A 21,854-nucleotide genomic window follows, 5' to 3' on the forward strand; every position below is an offset into this window, starting at 1 on the left:
GTGAGTTGAAAGCGCCCCGGTTGCGCCAGTGCGGGGCAACAAATTGGCCGTGACCCCGACAGCGACCGCCAAACCGCAAAAGTGGCCGGGGTTCGCGGGCACCGAAAGGACCGTCAAAGCGGTGGCAGATTCGGGGGATCGGGTGCTTACCGACACAGAGTGGAACGTGAGCCGCGATCTGTTCATCCGTTGTCGATACAGCGATCTGTGTGTCCGGGGCTTTGGGCCGTCGAGTTTCGGACTGTTAAAAATTTCCCATACAAAAGAATGACTTCTGACTGCCGTTCCCTGCGAGTTTCCAAATATTCACCAACTCTGTTGACAGGTCCGCAATAATATACTGTAATATATCAACGGAGAATAGGAGGAGATTTTCCCATGAAGCTCAAGTTTATTGCAGCGGCTCTGACCGCATTGATCCCCGGTATGGCGCTGGCTGACTGGCCGGAACGGCCGGTGACCATCGTCGTCCCGGCCGGCGCCGGTGGCGGCACCGATGCCACGGCCCGGATGCTGGCCGAACGCCTGAGAGAAAAATTCGGCGTGCCGTTCAACGTCGTCAATCAGGGGCAGGGCGGTGGCGTTGTCGGCATCAACACGATCAAATCAGCAGATCCAGATGGCTACACCATCGGCGTGATCTACAATTTCGCGCATTACGCCCCCATGGGGCAGGCTGATTTCAACGCGGATGATTTCACCGCAATCGCCCAATACAATTTCGACCCTGCCGGCTTTAACGTGCGTGCCGACAGCGAATGGAACACCATCGGCGAGGCGCTGGACGCCATCAAGGCAGCGCCGGATGCCTATTCCATCGCTTGCGGCGGTGGCTGTGGCGGGTCCTGGCCGATTGCGACCGCAACGCTCATGTCGCAATGGGGTGTCGACCTGTCCCAGGTGCGGATTATCGCGGGCCAGGGCGCAGCAGGCGCGTTGCAGGATATGGTCGCAGGTGGCTTTGACGTGGTGCCGACCTCGGTGCCAGAGGCAGGCCCGCTTATCCAGGCTGGCCGGATCAAATCGCTGGCGGTTTTCGGTGATGCTCGGCTGGCGGCCTTCCCGGATATTCCGACACTCGCAGAAGAGGTCGGGCTGGAGCTTTCGCTTGGGGCGTGGCGCGGCGTGGTTGGCCCCATGGGGCTGGATCAGGATGTTGCCGCGGAACTGGAGGCTGCGATTGGCGATATCGTCGAGGATGAGACCTGGCAAAACCAGATGTCCGAACGTGGATTTGGCATTCAGTGGCGTGATGCCGATGGCTTTTCCGAGTTCATGAAATCCGAAGAAATCAGTGTCCGTGAAATCGTGTCTACCCTCGGGCTTTGACATGTGGCCGTGTCGTCAGGGCCGCCCACCGGCCCTGACGACATCCGGCAAACCTGACGAAAGGAAGGTGGATGAAACTTGATGATACACTGAATGGCATTCTGTTTCTGGCGCTTGGGCTTTGCATCGCGCTTTATGCGCAGACCCTGCAGAAGCAGCCGCAAATCGAATATGGGTCCGGCTTTCTGCCGGGCATTGTGGGAACAGGAATGGCGTTGGCGGGGCTGGCCCTGATCCTGCGCCGTGTCTTGACCGGGGCCGGGGGTGTTTCCGGTTTGGTCGCCTTCAAATGCAACGGGCGGCGCGGGGCCATGGGTGTTGGCCTCTTTGTCGGAACGATCCTGATCTATATCCTTCTGGCGCAGACCATCGGATTTCTGTTGCTGGCACCGTTTCTGATCTTTGGTCTCGTTTTCTGGTTTGAACGGCTTTGGAAACTTGCGGCATTGGTCGGGGTGTTTGGCACGCTGGCGCTGCACAGCTTTTTCTATCAGATCATGCAAGCGCCGCTGCCCTGGGGAATTTTGACCAAATATTCCGGGGTGCTCACATGGTAGCCTTTAACTCTCTCATGCTCCTGCTGGAGCCGTCGACCATGTTGGTGATCATCGGCTGTGCGATCTATGGCTTGGTCGTTGGGGCGATCCCCGGCTTCACAGCGACAATGGCCGTCGCGCTGCTGGTGCCGATGACCTATTTCCTCGATCCGGTGCCCGCGCTGGCCGGTATTGTCACATTGGCGGCGATGGCCATTTTTGCCGGCGATATTCCCGGCGCGTTGCTGCGGATGCCGGGCACGCCTGCCTCGGCCGCTTATGCCGATGAATCCTTTCAGATGGCGCGGCGCGGCGAGGCGGAAACTGCCCTCGGCACCAGTCTTGTTGCCTCGGCCCTTGGCGGGATCTTTGGCGCGCTTTTGTTGATTTTTGCGGCGCCGGCACTGGCAGAAATCTCGCTGAGCTTTTCCAGCTTCGAATATTTCTGGTTGGCCTGTCTGGGGCTTGTCGCGGCAATTGCCGCTTCGAACGCCACACCGGCCAAGGGGGCGATATCGCTTTTCATCGGCTTGACCATTGGCATGGTCGGGTTGGACCCGGTGTTTGGACAGCAACGGTTTACCTTTGGCAATGTGAACCTTGTTGGTGGGTTGGCGTTTATCCCGGTGTTGATCGGTTTGTTCGCCGTATCCGAGGCGTTTCGCTTTGGCGCATCCCCCGTCGCGCGCCCCGAAATGCTGCCGCTGAAACCCGCGGCCATGTTCAAGGGCGTCTTTGGTCATATTGGCCGGCTGAAACTGCCAATCCTGCGCGGCGGGATCATTGGTTCGGTGGTTGGCGCGATACCGGGCGCAGGCGCAGATATCGCAGCCTATATCTCTTATGCGGTGGCGCGGCGTCTGTCGCCGAACAAGGATAAATTCGGCACCGGCACGGTGGACGGCATCGTTCCGGCAACCGCCGCCAACAATGCCGCCGTCGGGGGCGCGTTGATCCCGGCGACCGTGTTCGGCATCCCCGGCGACAGTCTGACGGCGGTGATCATTGGCGTGCTGTACATGAAGGGGCTTAATCCGGGGCCGACGGTCTTTCTGATGCAGCCGACGTTGCTCTATGCGGTTTTCATCGCCTTTCTGATTGCCAATATCGTGCTTGTCCCCTTTGGTTTTGGCGCAATCGTGATGTTTCGCCGCATCCTTTCGGCACCGCCGGGCGTGGTGATGGCGCTGGTCATCATGGCCTGTATCGTTGGTGCGTTCGCTGTGGAAAATACCACATTCGCGATTGCGGTGATGCTTGGGGCGGGGCTGTTGGGATATTACCTTGAGGAAAATGAATTCCCCTTGGCGCCGGTCATTCTTGGGATCGTGCTTGGCCCAATCCTCGAATCCACGTTTCTGGCATCACTGGCCAAGAGCCAGGGCGCCTTTACCGAGTTCTTTTCGCGTCCCATCGCAGGAACTTTGGGCGCGACAACTATCGCATTGGTCATTGCTCCCTTAGTGTACGTCCTGATCAAAAGTCGAAGGCAAGCCACATGAGTATCGAGCGCCCAGAAAGCCGTTCATCCGCAGTATACCTCGACATCGAGGAAAAGATTGTCACGCTTGTTATCGCGCCGGGGCGCCTGGTGACGGAACAGAACCTCTGTGATCTGAGTGGCTATGGCCGCACGCCCGTGCGCGAAGCCGTGCAGAAGCTGGAACGTGACATGCTGGTTTCGGTCATGCCCCGGCGTGGCATCCTGATCGAGCCGATTGATGCGCAACGCGCCATCAAATCGCTGGATGTGCGCCGTCGGCTTGAGCCGTTTCTGACAGAACGCGCTGTGCGCAATGCCGATGACACAGAGCGCTGGCGCTTCGGGCAACTTGCCGAACGGATCGAGGAATTGGGCGCTGCCGGGGACACCCATGCCTTCATGGCTCTGGACCGGGAATTGAACAATCGCGTCGCCCAGGCGGCCCGCCATGACATCGCCTGTCGTGTGGTTTTCCCGCTGCACGCGATTTCGCGGCGGATCGGCTATCTTCTGGCGCGCGAGACCAATGCCGGGCCGGGCAATGCCGTCGATACCCACAGCCGCATGGCGCGGGCCTTGGCCGCGGGGGACACCGAAGCGGCATTGAAAGCTTTGGACGAAACTTTTGAAACCTCACAATCCACCGCCTTGCGCGTGGAAGAAATGGTCAATCGAGGACAAATCGCCTTCGAATTAGCCTGAACAGTCGAAACTTCACCACCTTTGCCTGCGGGCAACACCGGACCTTGCGGCCGGTGACAGAATTCTTATGTCAAATGAAAGGACAGCCTATGTTGATGCCACGTAAAAAGACCCCCGATCTGACCGTTCCACTGGTGACAGGGGAGACATTCAAATTGTCCGAAGAAGCGAATGAACGCGGCACTGTCATTTGCTTTTATCGCGGGCTGCATTGCCCGATCTGCGCCAATTATCTCAAGGAACTGGAACGTCTGACCCCAGAGTTTGCCGAACGCGGTATCGGGACTGTGGCCGTTTCGACCGACGTGGAAGAACGCGCCAAAGCGATGGCGGAAAAGGTCGGCATGTCCAACCTGCGGCTGGGCTACGGTTTGTCGATCGAAGACGCCCGCAGCTGGGGGCTTTATATTTCGACGTCGCGCGGGAAATCCTCGCTTGGGATTGTTGAGCCGGACCTGTTTTCCGAGCCTGGTGTTTTCCTCGTTCAGCCCGATCGCGCATTGTATTATATGTCGGTCCAGACGATGCCATTCGTGCGTCCGCATTTCAACGAGCTGCTGGCAGCGGTCGATGGCGCCATGGCGGCCAACTATCCGGCGCGCGGCGAAGTTCAGGCCGACTGAACCCGCACGCACCGGACATCATACGAGGGTACACACATGATCCGCTTTTACGCCTGGCCAACCCCGAACAGCCGCAAGGTTTCCATCTTGCTGGAGGAACTGGGTCTGCCATATGACACAATTGCCGTGGATATCGGCAAGGACCAGCAATTCGCGCCAGAGTTCCTTGCCATCAGCCCGAACAACAAGATCCCGGCGATCCATGATCTCGACACAGATCAGAGGATATTCGAGTTTGCGGCAATCATGATCTATCTGGCCGAACGTCACGGCCGGTTCTTGCCCTCTGATGGCCCGGCCCGTTCCGACGTGCTGCAATGGCTGATGTGGCAGATGGGCGGGCTGGGCCCGATTGCGGGGCAGGCGCACCATTATCTCAAATTCAATCCCGGCGCGTCGGACTATGCCGCAGAGCGGCTTTCCACAGAACTGGCGCGGCTTTATGGGGTTCTGGACCGGCAGCTGGCGGAAAATGATTTTGTGGCTGGTGCGTATTCGATTGCCGACATGGCAATCTGGCCCTGGGTCTCGCGCCATGAATGGCACCAGGTGGACCTTGGCAACTATCCCAATGTGCGGCGCTGGTATCAGGCCATTGCTGCACGCCCCCAGGTCATTCGCGGATACCATGTGCCGCATGACGCTGGCGCGATCCCGGCGGGCTGACGCCATGACCCACATGCTGGAGGTTCTGGGCCGCGCCAATTCGATCAACGTGCAAAAGGTCATGTGGTGCGCGGCCGAGCTGGATCTTGCCGTGACGCGGCACGACATCGGCGGCGCATTTGGCGGCACTGACAATGCGGATTTTGCCAAGTTGAACCCGAACCGGCAAATCCCCGTCCTGACGGACGGGGATTTTGCACTTTATGAATCCAACGCCATTGTCCGGTATCTTTGCGCCAACTATGGGGCAGGGTGGCAGCCGGGGAACCCAAAGGATCTTGGCACCGCCAATCAATGGATGGATTGGTATCTTACGACGATGCACCCGCCGATGACGACGCTGTTCTGGCAATTGGTGCGCACTGCAAAGGCGGATCGCGATGACGCCGCTATCGCAGGGGCATTTGCCACCTGTTGCGCGTTATGGGCCCAGGTTGACCGGCATCTGAGCGAACGGGCCTATCTGTTGGGGGGTGACATCTCGATGGCTGATATACCCTTGGGGTGTTCGGCCTATCGCTGGAATGCGCTGGACATTGACCGCCCGGCTTTGCCCGGACTTGACGCGTGGTACAAGCGGCTTTGTCAACGAGCGGCGTACCGCGACCATGTCATGTTGCCGCTGACCTGAACTGTCCCGGACGCGCGCCCGATGTGGCCTGCGTCCGGGTCATTGTTTCGGGGGCCGTCCAATCAGGATCAGGCCGGAAGCGCGTTGTGGCAGGTGTTCAACAGCCATTGCCCATCGCGCCGTTCCCAGACCTGGGTTGTCACCGCTTTGGTGTCAAAAACACTGTCGGTTTCCAATGCGCGGGTCTGTTGGATCAGATCGCCAATCATCACCGCCGTGTCGCCGAGAACCCGAATGTTCAGGTTGTCCCGTTTGACAGACAAAAAGCGGAACCGGTCGCGCACGCCGGCCAGATAGCCGTCTTTGCCGTCAATTCCGCCGTGAAGATGAACATGGGCCAGGTTGTCGGCCAGGATCTGGCCCAATCCCTCGACGTCGCCACGCATCAGGGCGTCACAGCGCGCGGCCTCTGCTTGTTTCAATTCAACGATCGGATCAATCGTGTCAGCCATTTTCAGTCCTTTTTCAGGTTGGGGGGAGGGAGGGAAATCTCAGGCGATTTGGCCCAGGAAACTTTGCGTGCGGGCGTGGCGCGGCGCATCGAAGAAGCCAACCGGGTCGTTTTCTTCAATGATCTCGCCGTGATCCATAAAGATCACCCTGTCCGCGACCTTGCGGGCAAAGCCCATTTCATGGGTCACGCAAATCATCGTCATCCCGTCCGAGGCAAGGTCGATCATCGTATCGAGCACCTCGCTGACCATTTCCGGGTCAAGCGCCGAGGTCGGTTCGTCAAACAACATGATCTGTGGTTGCAGGCAAAGTGCCCGGGCAATCGCGACCCGCTGTTGCTGGCCGCCGGACAATTGCGCCGGGTATTTGTCGGCCTGTTCGGGAATGCGCACCCGGTCCAGGTAATGACGCGCGATTTTTTCGGCTTCGGTGCGGTCCAGCCCACGCACCTTGATCGGCCCCAGAACGCAGTTCTGCAGGATCGTCATATGCGGGAACAGGTTGAATTGCTGAAACACCATCCCGATTTCGCGTCGATTTTCACGCACCCGCGCCGGCGAAGAAGACAGCTTTGTCCCGTTCACCTCGATTGTGCCGCTCTCTATTGATTCAAGCTGATTGATGCATCGGATCAAGGTGGATTTGCCCGACCCCGAGGGGCCGCAAATCACGATCCGTTCGCCGCTGTGTACCGTAAGATCCACGGATTTCAGCGCCTGAAACGCCCCATACCATTTCTCGATACCCACAAGACGGACGGCGGGAGGAGCCTGCACCTTTGGTGCAGACCCGGGTTTTGATGGCATGTTCGCCGAGGACAGGGCGTTCATTTGGTTTCCACACCGGAAAAGTCAGGCAAGGATTCTTCGAACCACTTCTGGTAAACCTCTTCCAATTGGCCGCTGGCCTTCAGATCGCTCAGGAACGTATTGACGTAAGCCAGCATTTCGTCGGCTTCCGGGTGCACACCCAGCGCCAGAATAAAGCGGTTCATTTCGAATTTTTCTTCGAATTTGCCCGGCGCGATCTGGTGAATCTGCTTCATGCCGATATTGGAAACGCCGATGGCTTCGACCTGACCGCTCAGCAGCGCCTGAACCGCGCTCACATCATCGTCAAAGCGGCGGATGTCGGTGTCGGCCGGGGCGATCTTTGTCAATGTCGCGTCCTGACCGCTGGCGCGGGTCACGCCAATCACATGGCCGGAAAGATCTGCGGCGGTGGTCATCGCAAGATCCTTTGGGCCGAAAATGCCGATGCGCACGGCGGCGTAAGGTTCGCTGAAATCCACCTTCTTGGCGCGATCTTCGGTAATCGCCAGCGACGAAATCAAAAGATCGACCTGGCCGCTGAGAAGATAGGGAATGCGATTGGGTCCGGTGACCGGCACGATGGTCAGGTCAACGCCAATCCGATCAGCCAGCAGCGCCGCAATGTCTGCGTCATAGCCGTCTGGTTCATTGTCGGAATTCATGAAGCCCACTGGCGGGAAATCCACCAACATACCGACCTTGATCAGGCCCTCTTGCTGGATTTCGGAAATCTCCTGCGCCTGGGTCGGTGCGGTGCCAAACAGGCCCAGCACCATGGCCGCGGACAGGGCGATCAAACCGCGTGTCATTGAACGTTTCATAGTTTCTCCTCCGTTAAAAAATGGTCGTGGCTTATCGTGCCGCGATCCGGTCAAATCGGGTTTCCAGCCGCCGCGCCGCCAGGGACAGCGGCCAGCACAGCAGGAAATACAAAACCGCGACCAGGCTGATCACCAGAAAGGGTTTGAAGGTGGCGTTGCTGATGATCTGGCCGCGCGGGTCAATTCGGTGAAACCGATGATCGACGCCAGCGACGTGCTCTTGATCAATTGCACCAGAAACCCGGTTGTCGGGGCGGCGGCAATGCGGGCGGCCTGGGGCAGGATCACGTCCTTCATCCGGGTGACATAGCCATAGGCCAGCGCATCCGCGGCCTCGCCCTGGCCGGACGGCACCGCCTGGATGGAACCGCGCCAGATTTCACCCAGAAAGGCGGCGGCGTGCAGCGCCAAGGCCACGGCAGCGGCCAGCCAGGCATTGGTTGGCAGCCCGATGATGTTCAGACCGAAGTAGACGATGAACAATTGCATCAACAGGGGTGTGCCCTGGAACACCCGGATGAAACCCACCGCAAACAGCCGCGCAACGCCCAGACGTGACACCCGCATCAATGCGATGGCCAATCCGCCAACGGCCCCGCCGGCAAAGGCAATCAACGACAGCGCAATGGTCCAGCGCAGCGCAAGCACGATATAAATAACCTCGTTGGTCCCGAATTCACGTATCATGACGCCCCCCTACCGGTTGACGGGATAGGCAAAACAAAGCCGCCCGATGCCCGCAAAAATGGTGGAAAAAAGTATCGACAACGCCAGATAGATGACCGTTGTCACCAGGTAGACTTCGAAGCTGGCAAATGTGAGCGAGTTCAGATCATTGGCCGCTGCGGTCAGGTCGGTTGCCGAAATCGCCGACACCACGCTGGACCCCAGCATCAAGAAGATGAACTGACTGGTCAGCGCCGGATAAACTGCCCGAAGCGCCGGTTTGATCACGACGTATTGCAGCACTTGTAGCCATGACAGGCCAATGGCCTGCGCCGCTTCGATCTGGCCTTTGCTGATGGATTTGATCCCGGCGCGGATGATCTCTGTGCCATAGGCGCCAAAGTTGATGGTCAGGGCCAGAAGCGCGGTTGTATTGGGCGACAGCCGAATGCCAAGCGCAGGCAGGCCGAAAAAGATAAAGAAGATCTGCACCAGAAACGGCGTGTTCCGGATCAGTTCGACATAGATATCGACGCAGAGCCGCAGCGGTCGCGGTCCTGATGTTTTTATTGCGGCACCGACAAGCGACACCACCAGCCCAAGTGACATCGCCGCGACCGACATCTGGATTGTGAACCAGACACCGACCAAGAGCATGTCGAGCGCATTGAATACTGGTGCAAAGTTGAACTGATACACCTGTTCCCCCCTTTTTGTGCGCCGTTCCCAAATGGAAGCGGCCATTGGCGGTCTGCTCCTCCGCAGACGTGTAAAACTGTCCGTTTGACTCGGGCGTTTTGCGGCCAGATCGCGGACATTTCCCCATGATACACGTTAATATATCAGCGTATATTTACTGATCTTGTCAACTGGTAATGTCCAGGATTCCCACAGGCGCTGGGTAAGGCGCTGAGATTTATGTGGAATTATGGGCAAATTCTTTTGCCGTAGCTGGGGGTAAGTGAACGTCGCCATCCTGCCGGCTGACGGCTGGGGTGCGGCCCTTCGTGTTCGCCTTGGTCGGTGTGCCCTGTTTCAGGCGGCGGTTTTTACCGGTGCGAGGCATCTGTTTTTGGGGGGCATTCGATGCGTCGTTGCGGGTTCCCGCAAAATTCCTGCGTGCATCGCAGCTACGGCCACGCGGCAAACGATTTATGGCTTGTCCGCAACCGGTTGCACGTCAGCAGCCGATCGAAAGGTGAACAGATCGCCCCAACAAGAGAAACCTGACCCGACACATTGGCAGATCCATCATGGCACAGAACATCATCGCGACCCCAAGAGGTGTTCAGCCGGTAAAAGCCGAAGCAATTGGCGCGGATCGGCCCCCGCTGCGCGGGATAAGGGTGCGGTTCTCTTTGGCGGTCGCACATTGACGGCACATTCAGGTAGCACAGGCCGGGACACCACTGGCTCGGACACCACTGGCCCGGACACCACTGGCCCCGAACCATTGCCGGGCGGAACGCAGAGCCCCGTGCAAAAAGCGCATCTTTCGCGTTCGGCGGTTGGGTTCGAAATGGCCGCACCGCGCGGGATGTGCTGCGCGCCCCACACCCCGCCCACACCCAAAAACCGGCCAGATATTAAGAGGTTAAATTGATAAACAGTTCAGAATATGTTCAACTGGTGACATCCAAAGAGGGAGGGTGTGCTCTTATGCCAAACGCAGAAGAGGCTTTGGATTGCTATTTGTCGATTGCGCAGGCCATTGCCGGTCCGACAGATTATGAACTGGTTCTGGAAAATTTTGCCAACCGTCTGCGCGCGTTGATTGCGCATGATCACCTCGACATTGTGCTTCTGCATCCCAAGGGCACGCAGATTTGTTACGAGGCTTGCATGCACACGTCATGGAGCCACACACAAAACCCGGCAAAACCAACCGAGGAAAGCCCGATCCGTGACGTGTTGCGCGGCGACGTGGCGCATATTCTGACCGATGATGCCTGGACCGATCCGGTGTTTCATTTCGAAGGATCAGACAGCAAACCGATTTTCGAAGCCAACCTGCGCAGCCGCATCGTGGTGCCCTTGCGTGTGCAGGGCGAATTGATCGGCTCGCTTGCCATTTCGAGCCACAAAAAGAACTTCTACAGCGAAGAACTGCTTGTGCTGGCGCAAGGTGCTGCGGATCTTGTTTCGGCCTATCTGTTTGCACTGGAACGCGGCAAAGAGGCCAAGGAATCCGCCGTAACCGAGCTTGAGGCGACGGGGCGCGAACGCACCTTGCGCATTGGGGCGCTTCGCCTGACCGAAGGGATGGAGCGTGAACGCCAGCGGCTGGGGATGGATCTTCATGATCAGACGCTGGCCGACCTGTCGCGTATTCGACGGCGGATGTCGCGGATTGAGGGCGGCTCAAAGGCTGCGATGGACGAAATTGCCGCCATCCAGGGTGAATTGGACCATTGTCTGGACGAGGTCCGCGGTATCGTAGAGGACATGAAGCCCGGTGTATTACAGCTTTTCGGGTTTGCGGATGCCGTGGATGCGCATTTGCAGCGCTGTCTCAAGAACATGCATCGCCCGATGGAGATGCATGTGGATGATGCCTCTGATGGCAAGATGGATGACCTGCAAAATACCGTGCGCACCGCAGTATACCGGATTGTCCAGGAGGCCGTGAACAACGCGCTGAAACACGGCGAATGCAGCCGGCTTGACGTGCGGATTGCCCAGGCCGGGACCAATATGACCGTGACAATCGACGACAATGGCACAGGTATTCAGGACGCTGATTTGCAGTCGCAAAGTGGCATCAGCAATATCAAAACCCGCACGGATCTGATTTCCGCGCAGGTCTTTTTCGAACGCCCCGATGGGCCGGTGGGCACACGGGTCAGGATCGTGGTTCCGATGAATGCAGGGCAGGTCGAAAGTGACATCACATAACTTTTTGAAGCGGGGCATTGCATGCGGCTGTTGATTGCTGAGGACGACAAACTGCACCGGACTTTCCTGGAAAGTCTGGCACGCAATACCTTTGCCGAATTGGAAGAGCTGACCCTGACCAGTGACGGATCGGGCGCGATCGAGGCGTTCAAGTCTTCGCAATACGATTGTGTTCTTCTGGATCTGCAAATGCCCAAGGTCACGGGCGTTGATGTTGCAAAATCAATCTGGGCCAAAGCGCGGCAACGAAGATCCTGTTTTGGTCGAACTACACCGAAGAAGCCTATATTCGCGGTATAACCAAGATCGTGCCAGAGGCCGCCGTCTATGGCTATATCCTCAAATCCGCGCCGGATAAGCAGCTGAAGCTTGCCTTGCAGGGCGTCTTTGTCGCGGAACAATGTGTCATCGACCGCGAGGTGCGGGGCGTCCAGCAAAGGGCGGGCAATCGGTTGTCGGGTTTGAGCGAGCTAGAGTTCGAGGCGCTTGTGGATCTGTGCCTTGGCCTGACGGACAAGGCGATGGCAGCCCGGCGCAACGTGTCCTTGCGCGGTGCACAAAGCAGATTGCAAAGCCTTTATCAGAAGCTCGGGCTGGACAAGGTCGACATCCCCTCCGGTGCCTGGGGGGCGAGCTTCAATTCGCGCACGCGCGCGATTTCCCTGGCGTTGACACAGGGCATTTTGAACGCCGATACATTGCGCCGCGAAGAGGAAAAGCTTCAGGCGTGGTTGGCGCAATCATCGACCTGAGCCACCGGGCGCCGAAGTTCTGCGGGTTCCCGCATTTATGATGCGCGACCCTACGCATACCGTGGGTTTCATATCTTCTACTCCTTCTCTCAGAACAACTGGCTGTTTTGGATTTGATCCAGCGCAGTAGCAAAAGGGAGAAGCTCGATGCCGTTTGTGAACATCCGCATTGTGAAACAAGTTATAGAAAAAGACCCCGATGGCATTAAGGCCAAGGTGCAGGCTGACGTCACCGCATCTTTGGCAGAAGCCGCTGGAATCCCTGCTGAAAACGTCTGGGTGACGTTTGATGAAATTGATGAAGGCGATTGGTTCGCCGGCGGCGTGCGGGTCAAAGAGCTGAGGGCGGGCTCATGACAATCGAGGTCCGTACCAAGGGGATGCATGTCATTGTCGACGCCGAAGCGGTGCTTGAAAAAGTGGCCGGCGGTTTCCTGTTCACCGAAGGCCCGATTTGGCATCCGGTGGAAAAGCATCTGACGTTTTCCGACATTCCCGGAAACGAAATGTTCCGGCTGGATTCGGATGACAAGGTGACATCGTTCCGCAAGCCAAGCCACATGGGCAACGGCAACACCTATGACGCGCAGGGCCGGTTGCTGACCTGTCAGCACGCGAACAGTGCGGTCACACGGACCGAGGCCGACGGATCAATAACGACGCTGGCCACCCATTTCGACGGCAAAGAATTGAACAGCCCAAATGACATCGTGGTGCGCAAGGATGGGCTGATCTACTTTACCGATCCGACCTATGGGCGCCTGGATTATTTTGGCGTTGAACGCGACCTCGAAATGGGCGCGCAGGGGGTGTATTGCGTGACACCTGATGGCAAGACGATCACCCGGCTTGCGGATGATTTTGCCCAACCGAACGGGCTGTGCTTTTCACTCGATCACAGCGCGCTTTATGTGAATGACACCGAGCGCAAGCACATTCGGAAATTCGACATTGCCGAAGACGGCTCTGCGACGGGCGGCGACGTCTGGGTCGATGTGACCGTAGGCGAGGGCGAAGGCCATCCCGACGGTATGAAGATCGACAGCAGGGGCAATGTTTATTGCACCGGTCCGGGTGGGGTTCATGTGATTACCCCGATGGGCGAAACGCTGGGTGTGATCCGCATGGCAGAGTTCACTGCGAACTTTGCATGGGGCGGCGAAGATCTGCGGGATCTCTATTTCACGTCCTCGACATCGCTGTACCGCATCAAGGTCAAAACGCCGGGTCTTGCGCTGTTCTGATCTGGCCTCGACACTGCATGCCTTTTGCCGCGGCAATCCGAAACGGGGTCTTCTGGCCCCGTCTTTTCAACCCACAAATGCACTAAAGGGAAAAGAAACATGGCACATGTGATGCCCGACCTGTTCAAAATCGACGTCTCTGGTCACGCGGTGACCCATGCGCGCGCGGAAATGATTGCGCGTGGCAAGGTGGTCACCACCGACGAGCCGCCAGAGCGTGGCGGGACAGATCTTTTTGCGACACCGCTTGAGACGATGTTGTCGTCTTTTCTGGGCTGCACGAATGTCATCACGAACTATGTGGCAGGCGTTCTCAAAATTGAACTGCGCGGTATGGAATTCGATGTATGCGGTCATTTTGACACCCGTGGGGTGTTCGGCAAGGCAGAGATCGGCACACCGTTTCCGGTGATTGAGCTGAAGGTCATTCTCGACACCGATGCCGATGATGCACAGATCGCGAAGCTGGCAAAAATCGTGGGCGAGAAATGCCCGGTTTCGGTTTTGCTGCGTCGGGCGGGCTGTGACATTCAGGAAAGCTGGGTCCGCAAGTAAGGGCGGCTTGGCATCACAAAACGATTTTGCGGATGTGCCCTGTCTTGGTGCGGGTTTCCGCAAAGTCACGGCGCGATCCCCCGTGCCGAATTATTTAAAGGATCGTTAAGCAACGATTAAGCGACACCGTCAATCCGGCATTTTTTGCGGTCACAAGACCGCCCGGAAAATGGGTCGCTGCTAAGGGAGGCCGCCTTGCATCTGCAAATGCGGTAAAACACAAAAGGGAGAGGTTTAACAATGAAACTCGTCAAAACGCTATGTGCAAGCGCCTTGGTCGCGGCGGCCACACTGGTCGCGCCGACACTATCCATGGCAGAGGAAATCAACCTCAAATACCATGCGTATACCGGCAAAGGCCCGTCCAACCTGGCGACGCGCTGGTTCATGGATGAAGTTGAAAAGCGCTCGGACGGCAAGGTCAAATTCACCCGCATTTTCGGCGGCGCACTGGGTAAGCTTTCGGGCCAGCCAGAAAACATCAAGGTCGGCGCATTTGACATGGGGGAATTCTCTCCGGTCTATAACCCCGGTCTGTTTCCGCTGGCGAACGTGACATCGCTGCCGTTCATGACCGAAAATCCGATGGCCCATGTTCAGGCCGGTCACGATCTTTTCCAAACACCGGCGGTCGAAGCTGAATTCACCGCGATGAACCAGAAGTACCTGTTCCCGGGGCAGTGGGGGTCGATCCAGCTGCTGTCGCATGATCCGATCCGCACGATTGCCGATCTGAAGTCTGCCAAGATCCGTGCGCATGGTGGTGCGGCCGAGATCCTGAAAGAGCTGGACATCACTGTTTACGGTATCCCATGGGGTGAACTGCCCGCCGCCGCAGAACGCCGCGTTGTGACCGCCGCGATCATCGGTGCCCCTGCGGATGCCTATGCCTTTGGGTTTGGCGAAATCTTCAGCTACTGGGACGATGTGGATTGGTTCTACTTCCCGATGCCGGTGTCCATGAACCTCGATACCTGGAATGCCCTTCCGGACGATGTGAAGGCCGTGATCGAAGAAGTCAGAGACGAAACCGTCGCCCAGGCCCGCAACCTTCTTGAGGAAGCCGAAGTTGAAGCGGTTGCCGCGCTGAAAGAGCAGACAGAAATCGTCAAGCTGGACGAAGCTGAACAAGCCAAGATGCAGGGCGTGCGTGACGCGGCATGGCAGAGCTGGGTCGAGGCCCGCGAAGCAGATGGTCTTGCCGGTCAAGCGGTTCTGGACGACTTCCTGAAGCTTCTGAAAGAGCACGGCGGCTGAATTCAGCTGCACTGGACCAGACATATCGTCTGATCATTCAACGCGCCGCCCAAAATACCTGAACAGGCTGTGGGCGGCGCGACGATTTCGAAACACCGCTGCGCAGTGCGGGGCCGGCCTTGGCCCGATGCGGATCGCGATGTGTTCCGCCTGTTCGAATGCCTGTGATTTGAGGGAGGGACGTCTCAATGACAAATTTGGCCAGCAGCACCTTGGCGGTGCAAAGAAAGCTGGAGGAAATCGCCTGTTATGCGTCGGCCATGGCCGTTGCGATAATGATGACCATCACCGTACTCGAAGTTTTTGCACGGGCCCTGTTTTCCATAAGTTTGCCCGGCGCTTATGAGTACGTCAGTTTGATGTTTGTGTATCTGATCTATCTGGGCCTGGGATATTCCCAACGCCATGACGCCCATATCACTGTGGGTATCCTGTACGATCACTTGCCCCGTGGCCTTCGAAAGGCTGTCGAGGGTGTCTACCTTCTTGCTGCGTTTTTGTTCTTTGCCATCCTGACCTGGACAAGCGCGGAATCCGCATGGACCAACTATGTCATGGGCGACACTGTCCTGGGCATTGTCGAAGTGAAAACCTGGTGGGCCCGTGCGGGTATTCCGGTTGGCCTGGCGCTGTTCTCGCTCCGGTTTCTGACGCAGTTGATCCATTTGATCACCAGAGACGAGCTGTTTGAGGAAACCGGACAAAATGATGTCCCGCAAAACGACCCCGCTGAAGATGAGGCAATGCCATGATTGAATCACTGCAATTACCGTTTGTGATTGGGATGGTCGCGGTCCTTATGGTCATGCGTGTTCCCGTGGGCATTTCATTGTTGATTTCAGGTGCCACCGGATTTGCGTTCATTCGCGGGACAACAATCACCTTTGACGCCATCGGCGGGCGGTTGTTCGACATCGGGTCGGGATATGCGCTGAGCGCGGTGCCGCTGTTCCTTCTTATGGGGCATGTCGCGGCCAAGGCTGGCATCACGCAGGACATCTATCGGGCGACGCGCGCCTGGTTGGGGCATCTCAAGGGCAGTGTGGTGATTTCCACGACGGTTGCGGCAGTTGCCTTTGCCGCGTGTTCCGGGTCGACAACGTCGTCGACTGCGGTGTTCGGGCGTGTCGCGATCCCGGAAATGCTGCGTCTCAAGGTGAACCGCAAACTGGCCGCTGGCTGTGTGGCCACGGTGGGCACGCTTGCCGGTATGATCCCGCCTAGCATCAACTTGATCGTATACGGGATTATCGCGCGGGAATCTGTGCCCAAGCTGTTGATCGCCGGCATTGTTCCGGGGTTGCTGACGGCGTTTGCATACCTTGTGATGATCTATATCCGTGTGAGCCGTAACCCCGACATGGCGCCGGCCCTGCCCAAAGCCGGGATCGAAGAGCGTTTGCAATCTTTGAAAGGCGTCTGGAGCTTTCTGGTACTTGGCAGCGTCGTGATCGGCGGCATCTATGCTGGCATCATCACCCCGACAGAAGCCGGTGCAATTGGGGCCATCGGATCTTTCCTGATCGCATTGCTGCGCAAACGGATGTCCTTTGCGGTTTTGAAAGAGGTCTTTCTTGACACCGCGCAGACCACATCGGTGATCTTCATCATTCTCGTCGGGGCCTTGATCTTCTCGTCCTACCTGGCGGTAAGTGGCGCATCGGGGGCGGTGTCCGAATATATCGTCGGTCTTGATATGTCGATGATGGGCATTGTCTGTATCTATGTCCTGCTCTTGCTGGTGTTGGGCTGTATGGTTGATCCGGTGTCGGTGATGTTCCTGACCGTGCCGATCTTTGTGCCGCCGCTGATCGAACTGGGCGCGCATCCGATCTGGTTGGCGATTGTTGTGGTCAAAACGCTGGAGATCGGATTGATCACACCCCCGGTCGGATTGAATGCCTTTGTTCTCAAAGGGGTCGCACCGTCCTTCTCATTAAAAGAGATTTTCGGCGGTATCTGGTGGTTCCTGCAGGTTGAGGTGATCACCTTGCTGATGATCCTCTTCATTCCGGTCATCGCGACCTTCTTGCCCGAACTGGCCTATGCCAAATGACGGCGTGATCTTCGCCCTTTAAGCGCACCAGATGCGGCCAATGATTTGGGTGGTTTCCCGATCGTTGGCCGCATTTGTTTTGGGGGCAGGGTGGTGGTGCTCGTCCTAGCGCAGGACCAGCTCTGCCGGAAAAGAGGTTTTCAGAACCTGTTCTGTGGGCGAGGTGGCGGAAATCAAGGCAATGGCGCTTTCGACCAAAGGTTCCACCGGCACCCTGATTGTCGTCATGCCGCCATTTATCCATTGATAAAATGACGGATCGCCATAGCCCACAAAGGCCGGCTGACTGTCGTTTGCGCCCAGGCTGTCCATGAAGGCACTGAGCGCGCCGTTCGAGATTTCGAAACCGCCACAGACCAGGGCCGTCGCCTGGCGCGACGTCAGGATTTCGGCGGCATTGCTGCGGCCCATTTCGAAAGAGGGTGTTCCTGTTCGGATCAATTCAGCAGGGGTTTCCAGTCCAAGATCATGCGCACCGGCCAGAAACGCCGCAAGGCGGCCTCGGCCGCTCGACAGGGTTTCGTCCGCCCCGATATAGGCAATGCGGCTGTGCCCGGCCTGTGCCAAATGCGCCACCGCCGCGATGATGGCGGGGGAATCTTCGACAAGGATTGACGGGTTCGGGGTCGGGCTTTCGCGTCGGCGGATCAGCTCGATCAACCGCATGGAATCCGGCGGCGACACCTTGGCGGGTGTATCCCCGGGTGCGGGAACCATCACCACACAAGCGGCCTGAATTTCGCGCAGCCGGTCAAGCGCCTGTTGTTCCGTTTCGATATTGTCATTGGTCAAATGAATGACAAGCTGCAAGGCATGCGCATCACAGGCGAGGGCCATTGCATTGGCAAAACGCGCATAAAATTCGTTGACGATATTGGGCAGAACCAAGCCGACAATCTTGGCCCCATCCCCCCGCATTGCCATCGCAGCGGCGTTTTTCACATAGCCAAGCTCACGTGCGCGATTTTGAACCGCGTCTCGCGTTTCTTTTAGGACATTCGGGTTGTTCGACAGCGCGCGCGAGACTGTCATGTGAGAAATGCCAAGGTCCTTGGCAATCGATTTGATGGTGACGCGGGTCAAAGCGGATACCTTTCAAGACTTCGGTTTACTAGCATTTAGTTTGGGATGTGTCTTGACAGAAAAAGGTGCTTTATCCTAGATGTTCACGTGAACATAGTATGGACCCACGCCAAATGACCCAGGCACTGGAACAGAGATGCAAAGACCTGATCGTGGATCTGGGGCTTGGCCGTATCTCGGAAATTACGTCGATTGTACCGCTGACGGGGGGGGTTGCCTCTGACATCGCGCGTGTTGCGGTGGGGGACGCGCAGTATTGCGTCAAGTTTGCCTTGCCCAAGCTCAAGGTCGCTGCGGATTGGCGCGCGCCCGTTCACCGCAACGCCGCAGAATACGCGTGGTTACAGGTCGCCGCAGACATCCTGCCACAAAACGCCGTGCAGCTTTTTGGCAGGTCGGACACGGCACATGGCTTTGCGATGGAGTTTGTCACCGGTGCGGGTGTCTATCTGTGGAAGGCCCGGATGCTTGCGGCGGCCGCCCCAAAGGGGGAGGCCGCAATCGTCGGTGACATGATCGGACGCATTCATGCGGCCTCGACCGCCCCGGCATTCAACAAAACCCCGTTTCAAAATCACGACGATTTCCGCGCCCTCAGGATCGAGCCCTATCTGACCTTCACGGCCAGCGCCCATCCCGAAGTGGCGGGGCAGCTGAACGCATTGGCGGCCATGCTCTATGACAGTTCCGCCGTTCTGGTGCATGGCGACGTCAGCCCAAAGAACATTCTGTTTCGCGATGGCGGGGCAATTGTTCTGGACGCCGAATGCGCGACGATGGGGGACGCCAGTTTCGACACGGCATTTTGCCTCAATCATCTGGTGCTTAAATCCGTGCATATCCCCGAAACGCGTCGCGCGTTGCTGGCGGAAATCGGCGCTTTCTGGTCGGCCTATGCCCCCCATGTAACATGGGAGCCGCAGGCGCAGCTGGAAGGTCGGGTTGCCCGGCTGCTGCCGGCATTGATGTTGGCGCGGGTCGACGGAAAATCCCCCGTAGAATATCTGGATGAGGCCGAGCGCGCGCAGGTGCGCGGCTTGGCCCTTTCCCTGATCGAACAACCGGCCTCAACCCTTTCAGCGGTGGTTGAGCGTCTGACAACAGATTTGAAGGAAACATAAACGTGTCACATATCAAAGACGTAATCGGGCGGCGGGTCTGGGACTACGCGGGCATCCAACGGTCGAAGTGGATGTCGTTCTGGACACTGGCACAATCGGGCGTGCCATTGCACCGGCAGGGGCGTCGCGCGGCACGCGTGAGGCGATTGACCTGCGCGATGGTGGTGCCGCGCTGCAAGGCAAGAACGTCAGGCGTGCCTTGGAAAACGTGAATGGCCCCATTGCGGCCGCGCTCAAAGGGCGGGATGTGCAGGATCAATCCGGCGCAGATGCGGCCATTCTTGCGCTTGATCCGTCACCGTTGAAAAACACCTTGGGCGGCAATGCCACGGTTTCGACATCCCTCGCGGTTCTGCATGCGGCGGCGGCGGATACGGGCTGTGCCTTGTGGCGGCATGTGGCGGATCAGACCGGGTTCACACCGTCATTGCCATTGCCCGAAATCCAGATTTTTGGCGGCGGGGCCCATGCGGGACGCCGCGTCGACATACAGGATTTCATGATCATGGTCCCCGGCGCCAGCAGCTTTGACGAAGTGATGGAGATCACGAACGAAGTCTATTTCGCGGCCTGGCGACATCATGCGGTCCAGGGGGAAACTGGCGGGGGTGGCCGACGAGGGCGGCTGGTGGCCGATGTTTGACAGCAACGAAGAGGCGCTGGAAACGCTGATCGGTGCGATCGAAAAAGCGGGCGAGAAACCCGGTGACCGGGTTGTCATATCGCTCGACATTGCGGCTTCTGAGTTTTGCAGCGATGGCCGTTACCAGCTGGCGCTTGAAAATCGCGACATGGACAGCAGCGCCATGATCGACATGTTGGGCGGCTGGCTTGATGCCTATCCGATTGTTTCAATCGAAGACCCGCTTGCCGAAACCGACAAGGACGGCACGCGCGAGTTTACGCGCCGCTTTGGCGACAAGGTGCAGATCATCGGCGACGATTACCTTGTGACCAACGCGGCCCTTGTGGAACAGGCCCAGACAGATGGTGCCTGCAACGCGGTGCTGATCAAGGTCAATCAAGCTGGCACCGTCACTGAAAGCTTTGACACCTTCCGCAAGGCACGGGCCGGGGGCTGGGGCGCGATTGTTTCGGCGCGCTCTGGCGAAACCGAAGACGTCTCGATCAGCCATCTGGCGACCGGATTGGGCGGGGGACAGCTGAAGGTCGGCTCGTTCACCCGATCAGAGCGGATGGTGAAATGGAACGAATGCCTCCGCATTCAGGACACGCTTGGCGCACAGGCCTTTGTCGGGGGCGCGCCCTTGGCGAACACATGGTGGGGCCAACAGAATAACAAGGGACGAAAATCATGAAGCTCGCGCGTTATGGTGACCGGTATGGCACCAAAATTCCCTGTATCCTTGATGCCGATGGCGTGGCGCGCGATGCCTCGTCCATTGTGCAGGACTTTGGCCCGCGAACCCTGTCGCCCGAATTGTTGGCGACGCTTGCAGCCACCGATCCCCAAAGCCTGCCTGTCGCGGATATCGCTGGCAAACGGTTGGCGCCGCCCGTGGCGCAGCCCTTCAACATCTGGTGCGTCGGCCTGAACTATTCGGACCACGCAAAAGAGGCCGGTCTACCGGTGCCCGACGAGCCCATTTTGTTCAACAAATCCACAGTGACCTACTGTGGTGCGGGTGACGATATCCTCAAATCTGCCCAGATGACAAAACTGGACTGGGAGGTGGAGCTGGGGATCGTCATCGGCAAACCTGCGCTCAACATTTCCAAAGCAGAGGCAATGGATCACATCGCCGGTTTTGTCGTGGTGAACGACCTGTCGGAACGGGCGTGGCAGATGGAGCGGTCGGGTCAATGGGTCAAAGGCAAAAGCTTTCCCAATTTCTGTCCGACCGGGCCGTTTCTGGCAACCAGAGACGAGATCGAAGACGTGCAAAACCTGGGCATGTGGCTTGATGTGAATGGCACGCGCATGCAAACCGGCAATACCGCAACGATGATTTTCGATGTGGCAACCATCGTCAGCTACATGTCTGAATTCACACGCCTGGAGGCCGGCGATCTGATTTGCACCGGCACACCACCGGGTGTGGGCGCAGGCATGACACCGCCCGTCTGGTTGAACGTCGGCGATGAAGTATCCCTTGGGATCGACGGATTAGGTGCACAAAAACAGAAGGTTGTCGCCTTTTAACGGCA

The 21,854-nt window shown here is 57.9% G+C and carries 26 protein-coding genes; 20 read left to right on the plus strand and 6 right to left on the minus strand.

Annotation, left to right across the window (positions count from 1 at the left end; genetic code table 11):
* The first annotated feature begins 378 nt into the window (after positions 1-378).
* The 7 genes from AC0L4F_RS12540 to AC0L4F_RS12570 all read left to right on the plus strand — a co-directional run bounded on the left by AC0L4F_RS12540 (position 379) and on the right by AC0L4F_RS12570 (position 5,970).
* Positions 379-1,329, plus strand: a complete 951-nt coding sequence (locus AC0L4F_RS12540) for a Bug family tripartite tricarboxylate transporter substrate binding protein (protein WP_244688848.1) — start codon at positions 379-381, stop codon at positions 1,327-1,329.
* Positions 1,330-1,400: 71 nt separating this feature from the next.
* On the plus strand, positions 1,401-1,886 hold the full coding sequence (locus AC0L4F_RS12545) for a tripartite tricarboxylate transporter TctB family protein (RefSeq protein WP_244688849.1): 486 nt from the start codon (positions 1,401-1,403) through the stop codon (positions 1,884-1,886).
* Positions 1,880-3,367, plus strand: a complete 1,488-nt coding sequence (locus tag AC0L4F_RS12550; protein WP_244688850.1) for a tripartite tricarboxylate transporter permease — start codon at positions 1,880-1,882, stop codon at positions 3,365-3,367. The genes AC0L4F_RS12545 and AC0L4F_RS12550 overlap by 7 nt, the downstream gene beginning before the upstream one ends.
* Positions 3,364-4,050 (plus strand): GntR family transcriptional regulator, encoded by a 687-nt coding sequence (locus tag AC0L4F_RS12555; RefSeq protein WP_244688851.1) that lies wholly within the window; start codon positions 3,364-3,366, stop codon positions 4,048-4,050. The genes AC0L4F_RS12550 and AC0L4F_RS12555 overlap by 4 nt, the downstream gene beginning before the upstream one ends.
* An 89-nt stretch (positions 4,051-4,139) precedes the next feature.
* The gene (locus tag AC0L4F_RS12560) at positions 4,140-4,673 is read left to right on the plus strand and encodes a peroxiredoxin-like family protein (RefSeq protein WP_244688852.1); all 534 of its coding nucleotides are present in this window, start codon (positions 4,140-4,142) and stop codon (positions 4,671-4,673) included.
* A 36-nt stretch (positions 4,674-4,709) separates the two neighbouring features.
* Positions 4,710-5,339 (plus strand): glutathione S-transferase family protein, encoded by a 630-nt coding sequence (locus tag AC0L4F_RS12565; RefSeq protein ID WP_244688853.1) that lies wholly within the window; start codon positions 4,710-4,712, stop codon positions 5,337-5,339.
* Between the two features lie 4 nt (positions 5,340-5,343).
* A complete protein-coding gene (locus AC0L4F_RS12570) occupies positions 5,344-5,970 on the plus strand; it encodes a glutathione S-transferase family protein (RefSeq protein WP_244688854.1) in 627 nt (208 codons plus the stop codon).
* A gap of 68 nt (positions 5,971-6,038) precedes the next feature.
* Here AC0L4F_RS12570 and AC0L4F_RS12575 read toward each other — a convergent pair whose 3' ends face one another.
* The 5 genes from AC0L4F_RS12575 to AC0L4F_RS12595 form a co-directional block, all read right to left on the minus strand.
* Positions 6,039-6,422: a nuclear transport factor 2 family protein gene (locus tag AC0L4F_RS12575; RefSeq protein ID WP_244688855.1), complete on the minus strand. Its 384-nt coding sequence runs from the start codon at positions 6,420-6,422 to the stop codon at positions 6,039-6,041.
* A 39-nt stretch (positions 6,423-6,461) separates the two neighbouring features.
* A complete protein-coding gene (locus tag AC0L4F_RS12580; protein WP_244688942.1) occupies positions 6,462-7,229 on the minus strand; it encodes an amino acid ABC transporter ATP-binding protein in 768 nt (255 codons plus the stop codon).
* A 20-nt stretch (positions 7,230-7,249) separates the two neighbouring features.
* Positions 7,250-8,056: a transporter substrate-binding domain-containing protein gene (locus AC0L4F_RS12585; protein ID WP_244688856.1), complete on the minus strand. Its 807-nt coding sequence runs from the start codon at positions 8,054-8,056 to the stop codon at positions 7,250-7,252.
* A gap of 129 nt (positions 8,057-8,185) precedes the next feature.
* The gene (locus tag AC0L4F_RS12590; protein ID WP_244688857.1) at positions 8,186-8,743 is read right to left on the minus strand and encodes an amino acid ABC transporter permease; all 558 of its coding nucleotides are present in this window, start codon (positions 8,741-8,743) and stop codon (positions 8,186-8,188) included.
* A gap of 9 nt (positions 8,744-8,752) precedes the next feature.
* Positions 8,753-9,421 (minus strand): amino acid ABC transporter permease, encoded by a 669-nt coding sequence (locus AC0L4F_RS12595; protein WP_244688858.1) that lies wholly within the window; start codon positions 9,419-9,421, stop codon positions 8,753-8,755.
* Positions 9,422-10,381: 960 nt separating this feature from the next.
* Between AC0L4F_RS12595 and AC0L4F_RS12600 the strand changes: the two genes are divergently transcribed.
* The 9 genes from AC0L4F_RS12600 to AC0L4F_RS12640 all read left to right on the plus strand — a co-directional run bounded on the left by AC0L4F_RS12600 (position 10,382) and on the right by AC0L4F_RS12640 (position 17,481).
* Positions 10,382-11,617 carry a GAF domain-containing sensor histidine kinase gene (locus AC0L4F_RS12600; protein WP_244688859.1) on the plus strand — a complete coding sequence of 412 codons (1,236 nt, stop codon included), beginning with the start codon at positions 10,382-10,384 and terminating at the stop codon, positions 11,615-11,617.
* A 21-nt stretch (positions 11,618-11,638) separates the two neighbouring features.
* A complete protein-coding gene (locus AC0L4F_RS12605) occupies positions 11,639-11,917 on the plus strand; it encodes a response regulator (RefSeq protein WP_244688860.1) in 279 nt (92 codons plus the stop codon).
* An 8-nt stretch (positions 11,918-11,925) separates the two neighbouring features.
* A complete protein-coding gene (locus AC0L4F_RS12610) occupies positions 11,926-12,369 on the plus strand; it encodes a helix-turn-helix domain-containing protein (protein WP_244688861.1) in 444 nt (147 codons plus the stop codon).
* Between the two features lie 147 nt (positions 12,370-12,516).
* A complete protein-coding gene (locus AC0L4F_RS12615) occupies positions 12,517-12,726 on the plus strand; it encodes a tautomerase family protein (protein ID WP_244688862.1) in 210 nt (69 codons plus the stop codon).
* The gene (locus AC0L4F_RS12620; RefSeq protein ID WP_244688863.1) at positions 12,723-13,613 is read left to right on the plus strand and encodes an SMP-30/gluconolactonase/LRE family protein; all 891 of its coding nucleotides are present in this window, start codon (positions 12,723-12,725) and stop codon (positions 13,611-13,613) included. The genes AC0L4F_RS12615 and AC0L4F_RS12620 overlap by 4 nt, the downstream gene beginning before the upstream one ends.
* Positions 13,614-13,712: 99 nt before the next feature.
* On the plus strand, positions 13,713-14,168 hold the full coding sequence (locus AC0L4F_RS12625) for an OsmC family protein (protein WP_244688864.1): 456 nt from the start codon (positions 13,713-13,715) through the stop codon (positions 14,166-14,168).
* 240 nt (positions 14,169-14,408) lie between these two features.
* The gene (gene dctP / locus AC0L4F_RS12630; RefSeq protein ID WP_244688865.1) at positions 14,409-15,425 is read left to right on the plus strand and encodes a TRAP transporter substrate-binding protein DctP; all 1,017 of its coding nucleotides are present in this window, start codon (positions 14,409-14,411) and stop codon (positions 15,423-15,425) included.
* Between the two features lie 188 nt (positions 15,426-15,613).
* Positions 15,614-16,177 (plus strand): TRAP transporter small permease, encoded by a 564-nt coding sequence (locus AC0L4F_RS12635; RefSeq protein ID WP_244688866.1) that lies wholly within the window; start codon positions 15,614-15,616, stop codon positions 16,175-16,177.
* The gene (locus tag AC0L4F_RS12640; protein ID WP_244688867.1) at positions 16,174-17,481 is read left to right on the plus strand and encodes a TRAP transporter large permease; all 1,308 of its coding nucleotides are present in this window, start codon (positions 16,174-16,176) and stop codon (positions 17,479-17,481) included. The genes AC0L4F_RS12635 and AC0L4F_RS12640 overlap by 4 nt, the downstream gene beginning before the upstream one ends.
* 105 nt (positions 17,482-17,586) lie before the next feature.
* Here AC0L4F_RS12640 and AC0L4F_RS12645 read toward each other — a convergent pair whose 3' ends face one another.
* A complete protein-coding gene (locus AC0L4F_RS12645; protein WP_244688868.1) occupies positions 17,587-18,564 on the minus strand; it encodes a LacI family DNA-binding transcriptional regulator in 978 nt (325 codons plus the stop codon).
* 113 nt (positions 18,565-18,677) lie between these two features.
* Here AC0L4F_RS12645 and AC0L4F_RS12650 point away from each other — a divergent pair, with 113 nt between their 5' ends.
* Genes AC0L4F_RS12650 through AC0L4F_RS12665 form a run of 4 tightly spaced genes read left to right on the plus strand, consistent with a single transcriptional unit; the run spans position 18,678 to position 21,849 of the window.
* Positions 18,678-19,685 (plus strand): phosphotransferase family protein, encoded by a 1,008-nt coding sequence (locus AC0L4F_RS12650; RefSeq protein ID WP_244688869.1) that lies wholly within the window; start codon positions 18,678-18,680, stop codon positions 19,683-19,685.
* A gap of 37 nt (positions 19,686-19,722) precedes the next feature.
* Positions 19,723-20,328, plus strand: a complete 606-nt coding sequence (locus AC0L4F_RS12655) for a phosphopyruvate hydratase family protein (protein ID WP_280520577.1) — start codon at positions 19,723-19,725, stop codon at positions 20,326-20,328.
* Positions 20,267-21,004, plus strand: a complete 738-nt coding sequence (locus tag AC0L4F_RS12660; protein WP_280520557.1) for a phosphopyruvate hydratase family protein — start codon at positions 20,267-20,269, stop codon at positions 21,002-21,004. Before AC0L4F_RS12655 ends, AC0L4F_RS12660 begins: the two co-directional genes overlap by 62 nt.
* Positions 21,001-21,849 (plus strand): fumarylacetoacetate hydrolase family protein, encoded by an 849-nt coding sequence (locus AC0L4F_RS12665; RefSeq protein WP_244688870.1) that lies wholly within the window; start codon positions 21,001-21,003, stop codon positions 21,847-21,849. Before AC0L4F_RS12660 ends, AC0L4F_RS12665 begins: the two co-directional genes overlap by 4 nt.
* Positions 21,850-21,854 lie beyond the last annotated feature (5 nt).

Source organism: Marinovum sp. J2-8 (assembly GCF_055808435.1).

Coding starts and splice junctions, on each gene's coding strand:
- AC0L4F_RS12540 (WP_244688848.1), top strand. CDS start 379: ATGAAGCTCAAGTTTATTGCAGCGGCTCTGACCGCATTGATCCCCGGT.
- AC0L4F_RS12545 (WP_244688849.1), top strand. CDS start 1,401: ATGAAACTTGATGATACACTGAATGGCATTCTGTTTCTGGCGCTTGGG.
- AC0L4F_RS12550 (WP_244688850.1), top strand. CDS start 1,880: ATGGTAGCCTTTAACTCTCTCATGCTCCTGCTGGAGCCGTCGACCATG.
- AC0L4F_RS12555 (WP_244688851.1), top strand. CDS start 3,364: ATGAGTATCGAGCGCCCAGAAAGCCGTTCATCCGCAGTATACCTCGAC.
- AC0L4F_RS12560 (WP_244688852.1), top strand. CDS start 4,140: ATGTTGATGCCACGTAAAAAGACCCCCGATCTGACCGTTCCACTGGTG.
- AC0L4F_RS12565 (WP_244688853.1), top strand. CDS start 4,710: ATGATCCGCTTTTACGCCTGGCCAACCCCGAACAGCCGCAAGGTTTCC.
- AC0L4F_RS12570 (WP_244688854.1), top strand. CDS start 5,344: ATGACCCACATGCTGGAGGTTCTGGGCCGCGCCAATTCGATCAACGTG.
- AC0L4F_RS12575 (WP_244688855.1), bottom strand. CDS start 6,422: ATGGCTGACACGATTGATCCGATCGTTGAATTGAAACAAGCAGAGGCC.
- AC0L4F_RS12580 (WP_244688942.1), bottom strand. CDS start 7,229: ATGCCATCAAAACCCGGGTCTGCACCAAAGGTGCAGGCTCCTCCCGCC.
- AC0L4F_RS12585 (WP_244688856.1), bottom strand. CDS start 8,056: ATGAAACGTTCAATGACACGCGGTTTGATCGCCCTGTCCGCGGCCATG.
- AC0L4F_RS12590 (WP_244688857.1), bottom strand. CDS start 8,743: ATGATACGTGAATTCGGGACCAACGAGGTTATTTATATCGTGCTTGCG.
- AC0L4F_RS12600 (WP_244688859.1), top strand. CDS start 10,382: ATGCCAAACGCAGAAGAGGCTTTGGATTGCTATTTGTCGATTGCGCAG.
- AC0L4F_RS12605 (WP_244688860.1), top strand. CDS start 11,639: ATGCGGCTGTTGATTGCTGAGGACGACAAACTGCACCGGACTTTCCTG.
- AC0L4F_RS12615 (WP_244688862.1), top strand. CDS start 12,517: ATGCCGTTTGTGAACATCCGCATTGTGAAACAAGTTATAGAAAAAGAC.
- AC0L4F_RS12620 (WP_244688863.1), top strand. CDS start 12,723: ATGACAATCGAGGTCCGTACCAAGGGGATGCATGTCATTGTCGACGCC.
- AC0L4F_RS12625 (WP_244688864.1), top strand. CDS start 13,713: ATGGCACATGTGATGCCCGACCTGTTCAAAATCGACGTCTCTGGTCAC.
- dctP (WP_244688865.1), top strand. CDS start 14,409: ATGAAACTCGTCAAAACGCTATGTGCAAGCGCCTTGGTCGCGGCGGCC.
- AC0L4F_RS12635 (WP_244688866.1), top strand. CDS start 15,614: ATGACAAATTTGGCCAGCAGCACCTTGGCGGTGCAAAGAAAGCTGGAG.
- AC0L4F_RS12640 (WP_244688867.1), top strand. CDS start 16,174: ATGATTGAATCACTGCAATTACCGTTTGTGATTGGGATGGTCGCGGTC.
- AC0L4F_RS12650 (WP_244688869.1), top strand. CDS start 18,678: ATGACCCAGGCACTGGAACAGAGATGCAAAGACCTGATCGTGGATCTG.
- AC0L4F_RS12660 (WP_280520557.1), top strand. CDS start 20,267: ATGCGGTCCAGGGGGAAACTGGCGGGGGTGGCCGACGAGGGCGGCTGG.
- AC0L4F_RS12665 (WP_244688870.1), top strand. CDS start 21,001: ATGAAGCTCGCGCGTTATGGTGACCGGTATGGCACCAAAATTCCCTGT.